Annotated in this window: 12 protein-coding genes; 2 read left to right on the top strand and 10 right to left on the bottom strand. The window is 65.4% G+C overall.

Annotated features, from left to right (window positions below; translation table 11 throughout):
* Positions 1-3: 3 nt before the first annotated feature.
* Genes HMPREF1138_RS02560 through HMPREF1138_RS02545 form a run of 4 tightly spaced genes read right to left on the bottom strand, consistent with a single transcriptional unit; the run spans position 4 to position 4,665 of the window.
* Positions 4-1,689: an AMP-binding protein gene (locus HMPREF1138_RS02560; protein ID WP_009056213.1), complete on the bottom strand. Its 1,686-nt coding sequence runs from the start codon at positions 1,687-1,689 to the stop codon at positions 4-6.
* Positions 1,690-1,741: 52 nt separating this feature from the next.
* Positions 1,742-2,638: a KPN_02809 family neutral zinc metallopeptidase gene (gene ypfJ, locus HMPREF1138_RS02555; RefSeq protein ID WP_009056226.1), complete on the bottom strand. Its 897-nt coding sequence runs from the start codon at positions 2,636-2,638 to the stop codon at positions 1,742-1,744.
* A 15-nt stretch (positions 2,639-2,653) separates the two neighbouring features.
* Entirely contained in the window at positions 2,654-3,979 is a 1,326-nt protein-coding gene (gene tgt / locus HMPREF1138_RS02550) for a tRNA guanosine(34) transglycosylase Tgt (protein ID WP_009056186.1), read from the bottom strand.
* Positions 3,976-4,665, bottom strand: coding sequence for a queuosine precursor transporter (locus tag HMPREF1138_RS02545; protein ID WP_009056207.1), 690 nt, complete (start codon positions 4,663-4,665; stop codon positions 3,976-3,978). Before HMPREF1138_RS02545 ends, tgt begins: the two co-directional genes overlap by 4 nt.
* Before the next feature lie 141 nt (positions 4,666-4,806).
* Between HMPREF1138_RS02545 and HMPREF1138_RS02540 the strand changes: the two genes are divergently transcribed.
* Entirely contained in the window at positions 4,807-6,420 is a 1,614-nt protein-coding gene (locus HMPREF1138_RS02540; RefSeq protein ID WP_009056192.1) for an ABC-F family ATP-binding cassette domain-containing protein, read from the top strand.
* 64 nt (positions 6,421-6,484) lie between these two features.
* Here HMPREF1138_RS02540 and HMPREF1138_RS02535 read toward each other — a convergent pair whose 3' ends face one another.
* The 5 genes from HMPREF1138_RS02535 to HMPREF1138_RS02515 form a co-directional block, all read right to left on the bottom strand.
* Positions 6,485-7,282 carry an amino acid ABC transporter ATP-binding protein gene (locus HMPREF1138_RS02535; protein WP_009056188.1) on the bottom strand — a complete coding sequence of 266 codons (798 nt, stop codon included), beginning with the start codon at positions 7,280-7,282 and terminating at the stop codon, positions 6,485-6,487.
* Complete coding sequence (locus HMPREF1138_RS02530) at positions 7,279-8,238, bottom strand: amino acid ABC transporter permease (protein WP_009056191.1); 960 nt, start codon at positions 8,236-8,238, stop codon at positions 7,279-7,281. Before HMPREF1138_RS02530 ends, HMPREF1138_RS02535 begins: the two co-directional genes overlap by 4 nt.
* 7 nt (positions 8,239-8,245) lie before the next feature.
* A complete protein-coding gene (locus tag HMPREF1138_RS02525) occupies positions 8,246-9,193 on the bottom strand; it encodes an ABC transporter substrate-binding protein (protein ID WP_009056182.1) in 948 nt (315 codons plus the stop codon).
* A gap of 99 nt (positions 9,194-9,292) precedes the next feature.
* Positions 9,293-10,228 carry an ABC transporter substrate-binding protein gene (locus HMPREF1138_RS02520; RefSeq protein WP_009056175.1) on the bottom strand — a complete coding sequence of 312 codons (936 nt, stop codon included), beginning with the start codon at positions 10,226-10,228 and terminating at the stop codon, positions 9,293-9,295.
* 144 nt (positions 10,229-10,372) lie between these two features.
* Positions 10,373-11,065: a DUF4191 domain-containing protein gene (locus HMPREF1138_RS02515; RefSeq protein WP_009056190.1), complete on the bottom strand. Its 693-nt coding sequence runs from the start codon at positions 11,063-11,065 to the stop codon at positions 10,373-10,375.
* Between the two features lie 261 nt (positions 11,066-11,326).
* Between HMPREF1138_RS02515 and HMPREF1138_RS02510 the strand changes: the two genes are divergently transcribed.
* Positions 11,327-12,508 (top strand): protein kinase domain-containing protein, encoded by a 1,182-nt coding sequence (locus HMPREF1138_RS02510; protein WP_238318590.1) that lies wholly within the window; start codon positions 11,327-11,329, stop codon positions 12,506-12,508.
* Positions 12,509-12,569: 61 nt separating this feature from the next.
* On the opposite strand, the gene HMPREF1138_RS02505 is transcribed toward HMPREF1138_RS02510, so the two are convergent.
* Positions 12,570-13,338 (bottom strand): 2-oxo acid dehydrogenase subunit E2 (locus tag HMPREF1138_RS02505; protein WP_009056197.1); only part of this gene is annotated, 769 nt, incomplete at its 5' end.

The following is a 13,338-nucleotide window of genomic DNA, read 5'->3' as shown; positions in this document are numbered from 1 at the left end:
CGCCTAGCGCCCGAGCTTCTCGCGCACAACCTGAGCGACCTTGCGGCGCAGGATTTTACCCATCTGGTTGCGGGGAAGCTCCGCGATGAAGACGATCTGGCGAGGCAGGGCGTAGTGGGCGATCGACTTTTCCGCCCACTCGCGCACCTGCTCCAGGGTGAGGCGCGCGGCACCCTCCTCCAGGATGATCGCCGCAGTGACCTCCTCGGTGGCATCGGAGACGGGCACTCCGACGACGGCGACGTCAGCGACCCCGGGCAGCGACCTGATTGCGGCCTCAACCTGGGAGGGATAGACATTGAAACCGCCGGAGAGGATCAGTTCCTTCTTGCGGTCGGCCATGGAGATGTAGCCGTCGTGGTTGACGCCAACATCCCCGGTTTTGAACCATCCTTCCGAGGTAAACACGCGCGCGCTCTCCTCGGGAGCGTCAAGGTAGCCCTCGAAGACCTGCGGACCCCGCACGATGATCTCGCCGGGCTGGCCGTCCTCGACGTCGCGCGTATCGTCCTCCAGGGAGACCAGGCGCAGCTGTGTGGAGGGGAAGGGAACGCCGAGCACGCCGTGTCGGCGCCGGTCGGATAGGGGAGCGCCGGTGAGGACGGGCGCCGTCTCGGAAAGCCCGTATCCCTCGACGATGAGACCGCCCGTGGTGGCCTCCCAGTCTGCGGCGAGCGCCTTCGACAGGGGCATCGCGCCCGCGACCGAGTAGCGGATCGACGAGATGTCGGTGCCGGTCTGCTTCGCGCGCGCGAGGATCCGCTCGAACATGGGAGGGACGCCCACGAAGAAGGACACTGGGCGGCGCTTGTGCGCGTCGAGGGCCATCTGGGCATCGAACTTGGGCAACAGTACCTGGGTGGCAGCCTTGGCAACGGCAGCGCACAGGAAGAAGGTCAGGCCAAAGGCGTGGAAGTAGGGCAGTAGAGAGAAGAATGTTTCGGCGCCCTCGTGCAGTTTCCACACCCAGAACATGCACTGATTGACGTTGACGCCGATGTTCGCGTGGGTCAGGGGAGCCGACTTGGGAACCCCGTTCGTGCCCGAGGTGTGCAAGATGACGGCGCGGTCGTGCAGGCCGGGCAGCGGATGGGAGGCGTCGATGGGCCGCGCCGAGGCTGTGGCGCGGTCCCACGACACGCAGGCCGCGGGCACGGCGCCGCGCAGCTGAGCGCGCATCTGGCGCGCGCGAGGCACCGGCAGCTTCAGGAGGAAACGCTGGGAGGCGGGCATCGAGAAAGAAATATCGACCGTCAAGACCGTGTCGAGCGCATCGAGGGGATAGGCGTCGACGCACTTTTCCCACACGACCGCGACCCGACCGCCGTGACGCGCCAGCTGCCCGGCTATTTCTTGCGCGGGAGCGAGGGGATTGTGCTGGGCCGCGACCGCCCCGATGCGCATGCAGGCGTAGAAGGCCACGAAAGCCTGCGGGCAGTTCGGCAGCGCGATGGCCACCGTGTCACCCGCGCGCACCCCGGCCTCGTGCAGGACGCGCGCGGCGCGCAGCACCTGATCGCGCACCTGCGCGTAGGTGGTCGTGGCCCCGAAATAGTCCAACGCCACGCGATCGGGGTACAGGCGCGCGGTCGTGTCGAGGAGCTCGTACAGGGAAGTCTCGGGCACGGGTACCTCGTAGGGCACCGCGTCGTAGAGGTCGTGTGCCTGCTCGACGATACTCCGTGTCATGACGTCCTCCTGTGATCGACCTCAACAATTGTAGCGACCGGCACGGGCGCACTCACACGCGAGAGGCGCTCCAGGTGTCGCACGTCGCAATATCGCCAGAATCCAGCCCCTTCTGGAGCCAGGTCGCGCGCTGTGTGGCGCTGCCGTGCGTCCACGACTCGGGGTTCGTCGTGCCCTGGTACTTGCTCTGGAGTCGGTCGTCGCCGATGGCCTCGGCGGTCTGCAGGGCGCCCATCACCTGGTCAGCGCTGGGCGTGCGCAGGTAGGGCGTGCCCGTCGTCGGATCCGGGGTGGTGGAGGCCCAGTGCATCCACACACCCGCGTAGCAGTCCGCCTGCAGCTCGGAGCGCACGCCCGCCCCCTGTTCGCCCGTCTCTCGCGTGTCGTAGGTGCGGAACACACCCTGCAGGTTCTGGATGTGGTGGCCCCACTCGTGGGCGACGACGTACTCCTGCGCCAGCTCGGAGTCGGACGCGCCGTACTGGGAGACCATGTCCTCGAAGAAGCCGAGGTCGAGGTACACCGTCGAGTCACCCGGGCAGTAGAAGGGACCGACGGCGCTCGTCGCGGACCCGCACGCCGTGGACACGGAACCCGTGAACACCTGGAAGTCGGGCAGCTCGTAGCTAACGCCCGTGTTCTGCTGTGCCAGCTGTGCCTTCCACACCTCGTCCAGGGACTGGGCGGTGGCCACCATGCGGCACTCCACGCGCGCGTTCGCGTCCGCGCCCGTGCGGCACGTCGAGACATCAACCGTGGAACCGGACGAGGACGATGTCGACGACGGGGAGGAGATGAGACTCGTCAGGTCGATGCCCGTGACATAGGAGAAACCCAGGATCAGCAGGACGCCCAGGAGCGAGCCTCCGCCAACGCCGGCGGCCTTACGGCCAGCGCCCGAGGTGCCCACGCGCGAGGGGTCCAGGTGGATGTTGTCGTTGAAACTCATTGGTACTCCAAATCATCAGGGGCGTCGACCGGCCTGGTAGCGGCCGAGCATGTCTGAACGGAACTCCTCGAAGCACCCGTCTTTGATGGAGGCGCGGATGGCGTCCACGAGGCGCAGCGTGAACCACTCGTTGTGGATTGTGGCCAGCGTCGAGGACAGGATTTCCTTCGCCTTGAAGAGGTGATGGACGTAGGCGCGCGTGTAGTGCGTGCAGGTGTAGCACTCGCAGCCCTCGACGAGCGGCGTGAAGTCGCGCTTGAAGCGCGCGTTCGTGATGTTGAAGCGGCCGTCGGGCGTATAGATCGCCGCGTTGCGTGCGACGCGCGAGGGGTTTACGCAGTCGAAGGTATCGGCTCCGGCAGCGACGCCGGCGAAGAGGTCCTCGGGCTCGGAGATCCCCAGGAGATGGCGGGGGCGGTCCTCGCCGAGCTCCTCGCACACCCAAGACACGATCGTGCCGAGGTTCTCCTTTTCGAGGGCGCCGCCCACACCGAAACCGTCGAAGCGCTGCCCGTCGGCTTCCATATCGGCCATCGTGCGGGCGGCCCGGCGGCGCAGGTCCTCCCACTGGGCACCCTGGATGACGCCCCACAGCTGCTGGTAGGGCTTGCCTGCGCGTTCGCGCGTCAGCCGCCCGTGTTCGACCAGGCAGCGCCTCGCCCATGCGTGCGTGCGCTCGAGCGATTCGACCTGGTAGTCGCGCGGGTGCAGCAGCGACGTCAGCTCGTCGAAGGCAAACATGATGTCGGCGCCCAGCTGATGCTGGATCCCCATCGACACCTCAGGATTGAAGCGGTGCTTCGTGCCATCGATGTGGCTGGAGAACACGACACCGTCATCGTCGACCACGGCGTTCGAGGCCTTGATCGCCTGCATCTGGACGGCCGGGTCGCTCGGATCGGCCTGGCCGGAAAACTCCTGCGAGAGGACCTTCTTGAAGCCAGCGCCCAGGGAGAGCACCTGGAAGCCGCCCGAGTCCGTGTAGGTTGGCCCCGCCCAGTTCATGAAGGACGCGAAGCCCCCGGCCTCGTCGACGATGTCGGAACCTGGCTGGAGATAGAGGTGATAGGCGTTGGCCAGCACCGCCTGAGCGCCGAGCGATCGCACCATCTCCGGGGTGAGCGCCTTGACGTTCGCCTTGGTTCCCACGGGAATGAAGGCCGGTGTGGCAATGGTGCCGTGCGCTGTGTGAATGACGCCGGTGCGCCCCAGGCCGCGCTCAGCCTCCAGGCGCGCGCCGACCTCGAATCCGCGGTCGGGGCGGTGGGCTCCCGACGAGGCCGGGGCTGAAAAAGGCGCGACCTGTTCGGGGGAGGGGGCGCCGAGCCAGTGAGCGTTCATTGACCAAACACCTCGTCTTTCGCCAGGCGCTCGCTGCGGCGGATCGCCGCGATCACCGGGTAGGTCAGGGGCAGGAGCACGACCTCGAGCAGCACCTTGTAGAAGTACCCGGTCACGGTGTAGTTAATGAAGTTACCCATCGACATCTCGCCGTAGAACAGGATCGTGCAAAACAGGATCGTGTCCGCGGCCTCGCCGACTATCGTCGAACCGATGAGGCGGGCCCACAGGTGCTTCGAGCCCCACTTCCGGCGAATCCACACGAGCACGTAGGAATTCAGCAGCTGACCCGCGAGGTACCCGACCAGGGACGCCAACACCGCGCGCCACACGACGCCCAGAACTGCGGCGAAGGCGTCCTGGTTCTCGTAGTCGGGGGCCGGGGGCAGGTACTGGACGATGAAGAAGGTAAGGGAGGCCAGGAACGAGGCCACAAAACCCATGATGATGACCCGCCGCGCGCGAGCGAAACCATACACCTCGGACAGGACGTCGCCGATGATGTAGGTGAGCGGGAAGAGGATAGCGCCCCCATCGAAAATCAAATAGTGGGTGGAAGACCCCACCATGAAAGCCTTCGTCGCTGCGATATTCGAAATAAGCAGCAGCGCGACGAACGCGACCGAAATGATGTCGAGGGCGCGCGCGGGGCGCGCCGATCCAGACGGGACCGGGCTATCTGTCATGGGATGAAATCCTCACTTATGAGCACTGTAACGGTTATATGCACCACCCATTGTGCCCGGAAAAGGTGCCGTGTGACCCAACAGGGCCCTGCGGGGGCGGGTTGATTCGCCCACAACGGTCCCTCCCTCTACTCTTGGAGCGTGATTAACGTCCAGGATTTCTCGCTGCGAATCGGTGCCCGTGAACTCGTCAACCACGCGAGCTTCCGCATCGACAAAGGAATGTGCATCGGCCTCGTGGGGCGCAACGGCGCCGGAAAGACCACGACAATGCGCCTGCTCGCCGGCGAAGCCGACCGCGGGGGAGCGGCCGAGTACACCGGCACAATCACCTCCAACGGAACCATCGGCTACCTCGCGCAGGACACGCACGTCGGCGACCCGCAGATGTTGGCCCGTGACCGCATCATCTCCGTGCGCGGCATCGACTCCATCATCGCGCGTATTCGCAAGGCAGAGCACGAGATGTCGACGACCGAGGGCGCGCGCCAACAGCGGGCCATGGAACGCTACGTCAAGCTCGATCAGCAGTTCACGAATTCGGGCGGGTGGGCAGCCAACGCGGAGGCCGCACAGATCGCCCATTCCCTCGGCCTCGAGGATCGCGTCCTGGATCAGAGGCTCGACACGCTCTCGGGTGGTCAGCGCCGCCGCGTCGAGCTCGCCCGCGTGCTCTTCTCCAACGCCGACGTCCTCCTCCTCGACGAGCCCACCAACCACCTCGACCACGATTCCATCGTGTGGCTGCGCGACTGGATCAAGACCTTCCCCGGCGGCGTCATGATCATCTCACACGACGTCAAGCTGCTGGGCGACACCGTCAATCAGGTGTTCTACCTGGACGCCAACCGCGCCCACGTCGACATCTACCATCTCACCTGGGCCGCCTACCTCAAGCAGCGCGAGGAAGACGAGCGCCGCCGCCGCAAGGAACGCGCCAACGCCCTGAAGAAGGCCGAGCACCTCAAGGCCCAGGGCGAAAAGATGAGGGCCAAGGCCACCAAGGCCGTCGCCGCCCAGCAGATGCTGCGCCGCGCCGAAGAACTCTTCGCCCAGGCGGGAGGGGAGGTCGCTTCGGACAAGGTCGCGCGCCTGCGCTTCCCCGACCCCGCTCCCTCCGGCCGCGTGCCGCTCACCGCCGAGGGCCTGTCCAAGTCCTACGGGTCCCTCGAAGTCTTCACCGGCGTCGACCTGGCCATCGACCGCGGCTCCAAGGTCGTCGTCCTGGGCCTCAACGGCGCCGGTAAGACCACGCTGCTGCGCCTCCTGTCCGGCATCGAGGAACCCGACTCCGGCCGGGTCGTCCCCGGTCACGGCCTCAAGCTCGGCTACTACGCCCAGGAGCACGAAACCCTCGACGACACCCGCACAATCCGCGAGAACATGGCCGAGGCCGCCCCCACACTCGACGACACGCACGTGCGCAACATCCTCGGACAGTTCCTCTTCCAGGGCGACGACGTCGACAAGCCCGTCTCCGTTCTCTCCGGCGGCGAAAAGACCCGCCTCGCCCTGGCCACCCTCGTCGTCTCCGGCGCCAACGTCCTGTTGCTCGACGAACCCACCAACAACCTCGACCCCGCCTCACGCGAGGAGATCCTCGCCGCCCTGCGCGACTACGAGGGCGCCGTCATCCTCGTCACCCACGACCCCGGCGCCGTCACCGCGCTCAACCCGCAGCGCGTCCTGCTCCTGCCGGACGCCGACGAGGACCTATGGGACGACAGCTACCTCGACCTCGTCACCCTCACCTGAGGAGCAACGCAGCCCACGACAAAGGCCGGGACTGGATGAACCAGCCCCGGCCTCGTCGCACCTGTCAGAGGACCTTGGAGAAGAACTCCTTCGTGCGGTCCTCCGTGGGGTTGTCGATGACGTCTGCGGGAGCGCCCGCCTCGACGATCACGCCGCCGTCCATGAAGACCACCTGATCGGCGACCTCCCGAGCAAACCCGATCTCGTGGGTGACCACGGCCATCGTCATGCCCGACGCCGCCAGGTCCTGCATGACCTGGAGGACCTCGCCGACCAGCTCCGGGTCGAGCGCGGAGGTGGGCTCATCGAAGAGCATGATGTCCGGATCCATCGCGAGCGCACGGGCGATCGCCACACGCTGCTGCTGGCCGCCCGACAGCTCGGCGGGGTAGTGGTCCGCGCGATCCGCCAGCCCCACACGCTCTAGGAGTTCCAGGGCCTGCGCGCGGGCCTCCTTCTTCGAATGCTTGAGCACCTGAACGGGCGCCTCCATCACGTTCTCCAGGGCCGTCATGTGGGGGAACAGGTTGAAGCGCTGGAACACCATGCCGATACGGGAGCGCTGCGCGGCGATCTCCTTGTCGTGGCGCTCGAAGAGAGCGCCGCCCGCATACTCGCGATAGCCCAGCAGCTCCCCATCGACGTACACGCGACCCGCGCTGATCTTCTCCAGCAGATTCAAGCAGCGCAGCAGCGTGGACTTACCCGAGCCCGACGGCCCAAGGATCACGCACACCTCGCCCGACGCGATGTCCAGGTCGATGCCCCGCAGCACATGCAGGTCGCCGAAGAACTTATGGACGCCGCGCACGGACACCATCGGTGTTTCATCGGTCGTCGTCTCCACAGCCTTGTCCGTCATGGTGTCACATCCAAAAACTTGAGCGTGCTCGTCTTCTTGTCGTCCCCATCCGAGCTATCCTCGTCGGTGGACGCATGTGCGCCGGCGTTGTCGCGGCGTTCGAACCCCTTGCCGAAGTGCTTTTCGATCATCGACTGGATGACCATCAGCAGGCTCGTAATCACCAGGTACCAGATCGCGGCTGCGATCAGGAGCGGCACGGGGGCGAAGGTCGCCTGGCCGCGTTGACGCGCGATGAAGGTGAGCTCAAGCGTGAAGGGAATCGCCGACACAAGGGAGGTGGTCTTGAGCATCGAGATCGTCTCGTTGCCGATCGGGGGCACGATGACGCGCATCGCCTGGGGCAGGATGATCCTGCGGAAGATCGTCGCCCGCGGCATGCCCAGGGCCGTCGCCGCCTCCCACTGGCCCTTCGAGACGCTCAGCAGGCCCGCGCGCATGATCTCCGCGAGGTACGCGCCCTCGTTGAGGCCCAGGCCCACGAACGCCATCCAGAACGGCGTGAAGTAGGTCGCCGTATCGAAGCCGACCTCCCAGCCCAACAGCGTGCCGAGGAACGGCACCCCAACGGACAGTGACGGGTAGAGCGTGGGCAGAAGTGACCAGAAGATCAGCTGCGTGTAGATAGGCGTCCCACGGAAGAACCAGATGTAGGCCATCGCCACCCAGCGCAGGACCGGGTTGACCGACTGGCGCATGATCGCCATCGTGATGGCGAGGACCGTGCCCACCGCCATCGCGAAGACCGTCAGGATGATCGTGAAGGCGACGCCCTGCATGATCGAGGCGGAGAAGAGCCACTGGAACACGACGCCCCATTGGAAATTCACGTTGGTGATCAGGCCGTGAATGGCCATTGCCGCGAGGATCGCGACGATGATCGCGCTGACCCACCTCCCCGGCCGGGGGACGGGTTTGGCATCGAGCAGCTCGACGCCGTCTTTCATGTGTGCCATGTGAGCCTCAGTCGGTGGTTGCCGGGTTGAGTTCCGCCGTCGTCAGGGCGGCTTCCTTCGCGCCGTAGGTGTCGAGGATGTCGGCGAGGTAGCCGTTGTCCATCAGGTACTGCATGGCCTTCTGGACCGCCTCAGTGAGCTGGGCATCATCCTTGTTGATGGCCACGCCCTGGGGGGCGGACTCGACGACGTCGCCAACCTGCTCGATCTGGCCGCCCGAGAGGGAAGCCGTGTATCCAATGACGGTGGAGTCGGCGAAGGTCGCATCGTACTGGCCGCCGATCACCTTGGTGGTGATGTCGGTCTGCAGGTCGTGCGGCATGATCGTGATCTTGTCCTTACCGTCGGCCACGCATTTCTCGGACAGCTCGGTCGCGTAGTCCTCCTGAGCGGTGCCGGTCTGGACGCCGATGGTGGTGCCGCAGGGGTTGGTCGGGTCGAAGTTCTTCGGGTTGCCCTTGGCGACGCCGAAGGCGGATCCGACCTGGACGTAGGAGATCAGGTTGGCCTGCTCCTCGCGCTCGGAGGTGATCGTGAAGGAGGAGATGCCCACGTCGAACTTGGTGCCGAGGGCCGGGATGATCGTCGGGAACTCCGCGTGGTTGGTGGTGCCTTCCTTCAGGCCCATGACCTTGGCGAGGGCGCGGTTGATGTCGACGTCGTAGCCCTGGGGGGTCTGGGAGTCGTCGCCGAGGAACTCGGCGGGGGCGTAGTCCGCGGAGGCGCCGTTGCGCAGGGTTCCTCGCTTCGCAACGTCGTCGGGCACCAGGGCGGCGATTTCGTCGACCGTGGGGATCGCCGAGACGTCGTACGAGGTCGTGGCAGCGCTCGAGCTGGAAGCGTTTGCCCCGGTGGACGGTCCGTTCGAGGACGTGGCCGGATCCGCGCAGGCGGCCAGCGGGAGTGCGGCTGCTGCTGCCAGAGTGATGAGAGCGTGTGCCTTCGTGATGGTCATGATGTGCCTTCCGATGGGGTGGGGCTGTGTGCCCCTGCGTTGCTACCATTATGCGCCTATATGCATAATGGTGCATATTATGCGTTGATTGTCACGCGATCAGTTGACGACGGGGTTGACATCCGCGCTCGTCAGTGCTGCACCGTCGGCGCCGTAGGTGGCGAGAATGTCGGTGAGGTAGCCATTGTCCATGAGGTACTGCATAGCCTGCTGGACCGCCTCGGTCAGCGCTTCATCATCCTTACTCACCGCGACGCCCTGGGGTGCGGATTCGAAGGTATCTCCGAGCTGGACGATCTTTCCGCCCGACTGCGCGCTCGTATAGCCGATGACGGTCGAGTCGGCCAGGGTTGCGTCGTACTGGCCTGATATGAGCTTGGTGGCAATGTCGGTCTGGAGTTCGTGTGGCATGACCGTGATCTTCTCTTTCCCGTCGGCCACGCACTGATTGGACAGATCGTCTGCGTAGGTCTCCTGGGCGGTGCCGGTCTGAACGGCGATCGTCATGCCGCACGGGTTGGAGGGGTCGAAGTTCTTCGGGTTCCCCTGCGCGACGCCCCAGGCCGATCCTACGTTGAGGTAGGAGATCATGTTGACCTGCTGCTCGCGTTCGGAGGTAATCGTGAAGGAGGATAGGCCCACGTCGAACTTCGTGCCCAGTGCGGGGATGATCGTCGGGAACTCGGAGTGCTTCGTCGTCCCCTCCTTAAGGCCCATGACTTTCGCGAGCGCCCTGTTGATGTCGATGTCATAACCGATGGGGGTCTGCCCATCGGCAGCCATGTACTCGGCGGGGGCGTAGCCGGTCGATGCGCCGTTGCGCAGTGTGCCCCGCTTCCTGATCTCGTCGGGGACGAGGGCCGCGATCTCGTCGACCGTGGGGATGGCCGAGACGTCGTAGTGCGTCGTCGATGCGGCGGTGGAGGAGTTGCTCTGCTCGGTTGTGGTGGAGTTTGTCGTCGGGTCCGCGCATGCGGTCAGTGCAACCGCTGCCGTGGTCGCCGTCAGGGCTGCGAGAATCTTTGTCGAGTGCATGGTTATGTTCCTCAGTATCTGTATTGTTGCGGATCGTCGATACTGAATATGCAAGCAGACGCATACTATGCACGTCTAGAGAGTCTCACATCCCGGATACGAAAGTGGGCGAGCACACTGTGCTCGCCCACTTGACTGCGCGTGTTAGTTTCCGCGCAGCGCACGCCGCGACGCGCGGGCGCGCAGGGGATCAATGCCCTTGGGGATGGGAGGCTCATTCGAACGCAGCGCGTTGATGCGCGCCGACACCTGCGGAACTTCCTCCGCAGTCAGAACGTTCTTCAGGCCACGCAGGGCGCGCTGCAGGTCCTTCAGGGCTGTCTGACCATCCTCTCGACCCACCTGAATCTGGTGGACGGGAACGTTTCGCATCACCTTGGTGACGCGCTTGGCCTCGGACTGCAGGAGTGGGCGCACACGGGACGCGGGTCCCTCGGAGATGAGGACGACGCCCGGGCGTCCGACGATGCGCCAGACAAGATCCTGCTCACGCGTGAAGGCGACCGGCTGTTCGGGAATGATCCAGCCACGCTGAATCTGGGAGAGCGCGACCTTCACGGCCCCGGCGGTTTCTTCGACCTGCGCATAGAGCGCGCGGCGGGCCAGGAAGCTCAGGATTGCGAGGGCTGCGGTGATGGAACCCATGATGCCGATGACGAGCCAGCCGATCCAGGATGTGTTCGTCAGGAACGCCAGCAGCATAAACACGGCGATGACAAGAGCGGCCGCTCCCAGGAGGATCCACGGCAGCGCCGGATACGTGCGTGCGGTCAGTCGATATGCGTCGAGCACGTTCTGGTAGAAGCGCCTCTTCGCAGGGGGATTCTTTTCACTCATAGGACCATTATTCTACGTGCTAACACCCCGACAAAGCCCGCGCATCCGGCCGGGCACTATGTGAGATGAGTTGCATCACATTGAGTGAGTTTAGACAATGACCGTATGGATATCGGGGGATATGACATTGGTCAGGTGTTCCACATCGGTGCCCGTGGCCCGCTGTGGAGGACGCGAACGAACGCCGGAGAGGCACTCATCGCCCTGCGCTCAGCAGACGATGGTCGGCGCTGCCTCCCGCGATGGAAGGCGTGGGCGCGTGTGTCGTCGCATCACGTCGTCGCGCTGCGTGACGTCGTCCAATCCGACGACGGTCGCTGGGCCATCGTCTATGACTACGTCCACGGTCGCCCGCTGGACGTCGAGATCGGATCGGCGGACCTGCGCCCCAAGGCAACCCGACGGCAGATTGTCGAGGGAATTGCCGCTGGCCTGGGTGCCCTTCACGCGGCGGGTATCGTCCACGGCGACCTCACGCCCGCAAACATCATGGTGACGCCGCAGGGCAGGGCGGTGATCATCGATCTCATCGACGAGATCGGGGAAGGGGAGGGGACGCCCGGATGGAGCGTGGACAGCGTCGGCATGGAGGGGGATCGTCAGTGCCTGCGCCGCATCGCCTCGCTCCTCGAGATGGACGAGGTCTTGGCGCAGCTCGGCTACGACGATGTCGCCGCCGCCGTGGCATCGGGGGCAACGCCAGTGCTCGCCGACCCCGAGGAACACGTCATCGCGCGCGAGCCAGTTGATCCCGAACAGGTCATCGCGGATCTTCGGGCGGCTGCCCTGCGCGAAGACACGGCTATCGAAGACGAGGGACACACGCGGCGGACGAGGAGGCGAAAACACGCAGGAGACATGGGTCCCACCGAAACGAGAGGCCCGATCCGCACCAGGGCGGCGCTCGTTGGCGCAATCGCGGTGCTCATCCTCGCTCTCGGTGTCGGCGGTTACGCGGGATGGCGCACCCTGACTTCGACGGCGAGGCCGAGCGATGGGGAGGGCATTCAGTCCCAGCCCCCGGCGGACCCGTGCGATGTGACGGCGGTGACCGACCTGATCAATCACGCGATCGAGGTACGCGATCAGGCGGTTATCGCGGGAGATGCCTCGGGACTCGATGCCGTCCTCGGCGGAGACCTGCTCGATCAGGACACCAAACGGATCGAGTCAATGCGATCGGGAGGGGTGCGCGTCGAAGCACTCGTATCCCGCGTCGACGACGTCTCCGTTGTCGCCTGCGAACCCGGAGCTATCGACGTGAGCGCGACCCTGAGCGTCTTAGAGTCGCGCACCTGCGTGGAACAGACCTGCGACCAACACGGGGCGCCGAACTCCGCCAACCTCACCCTGAGGGTCGATCCGGTATCCGGCAAGGTCGTCGCGGCCACTGCGCCGCCATCCCCGGACTCGGAGCAAGCCGAGTCGGGGCACGAGGAGTAGCGTGGCAATGCAGTGATGGGGTGGGCCCGCGGGCCCACCCCATCACGAGCGTGGAAGAGAATCAGAGAGCCAGGTCGGCCTCGAACGCGCCCTCCTCCAAGCGCTTCTTCACGTCCATGAGGAAGCGCGACGCATCCCCGCCGTCAATCAGGCGGTGATCGTAGGACAGCGACAGGTAGACCATGGAGCGGATCGCGATGACATCGGCGCCGTCGGCACCCTTCATCACGACGGGGCGCTTAACGATCGTGCCGACGCCCATGATCGCGGTCTCGGGCATGTTGAGAACGGGCGTGTCGAAGAGCGCGCCACCCGAACCGGTGTTCGTAACCGTGAAGGTCGAGCCGGACAGCTCGTCGGGGCCGATCTTCGAGTCGCGGGTGCGTGCCGCCAGGTCGTTGATGGACGCGGCGATGCCGGGGATGTCCTTCTCGCCCGCATTCTTCATGACCGGGACGAGCAGGCCACGCGGCGTATCAACGGCGATGCCCACATGCTCGTGATCGAAGTACGTGACCTCCTTGTCGTTGATGGTCGCGTTGAGCTTCGGGTGGTAGGCGAGAGCCTCCGTCGCTGCCTTCACGAAGAAGGGCAGGAAGGTCAGCTTCGTGCCGTGCGTGGCCAGGAAGGCGTCTTTCGAGCGGGCGCGAAGCGCGGCAACCTTGGTGACGTCGACCTCGATGACCGTGGTCAGCTGAGCCGCGGTCTGGAGCGACTCGACCATGCGGCGCGCGATCGTCTGGCGCAGGCGGGTCATCTTTTCGGTCGTGCCACGCAGGGGCGACGGCTCGCGAACGGCCTCGGCCTTCGCGGCGGGAGCGGCGGGGGCG

It is taken from the genome of Actinomyces sp. ICM58, assembly GCF_000283035.1.
Classification (GTDB): Bacteria; Actinomycetota; Actinomycetes; order Actinomycetales; family Actinomycetaceae; genus Pauljensenia.
The sequence above is the reverse complement of the archived record's forward strand: the minus strand, read 5'-3'. Positions and strand labels throughout refer to the sequence as shown.

What these genes read in the sequence shown, in the direction of transcription:
- HMPREF1138_RS02560 (WP_009056213.1), bottom strand. Translation starts at nt 1,689, where the DNA reads ATGACACGGAGTATCGTCGAGCAGGCACACGACCTCTACGACGCGGTG.
- ypfJ (WP_009056226.1), bottom strand. Translation starts at nt 2,638, where the DNA reads ATGAGTTTCAACGACAACATCCACCTGGACCCCTCGCGCGTGGGCACC.
- tgt (WP_009056186.1), bottom strand. Translation starts at nt 3,979, where the DNA reads ATGAACGCTCACTGGCTCGGCGCCCCCTCCCCCGAACAGGTCGCGCCT.
- HMPREF1138_RS02545 (WP_009056207.1), bottom strand. Translation starts at nt 4,665, where the DNA reads ATGACAGATAGCCCGGTCCCGTCTGGATCGGCGCGCCCCGCGCGCGCC.
- HMPREF1138_RS02535 (WP_009056188.1), bottom strand. Translation starts at nt 7,282, where the DNA reads ATGACGGACAAGGCTGTGGAGACGACGACCGATGAAACACCGATGGTG.
- HMPREF1138_RS02530 (WP_009056191.1), bottom strand. Translation starts at nt 8,238, where the DNA reads ATGGCACACATGAAAGACGGCGTCGAGCTGCTCGATGCCAAACCCGTC.
- HMPREF1138_RS02525 (WP_009056182.1), bottom strand. Translation starts at nt 9,193, where the DNA reads ATGACCATCACGAAGGCACACGCTCTCATCACTCTGGCAGCAGCAGCC.
- HMPREF1138_RS02520 (WP_009056175.1), bottom strand. Translation starts at nt 10,228, where the DNA reads ATGCACTCGACAAAGATTCTCGCAGCCCTGACGGCGACCACGGCAGCG.
- HMPREF1138_RS02515 (WP_009056190.1), bottom strand. Translation starts at nt 11,065, where the DNA reads ATGAGTGAAAAGAATCCCCCTGCGAAGAGGCGCTTCTACCAGAACGTG.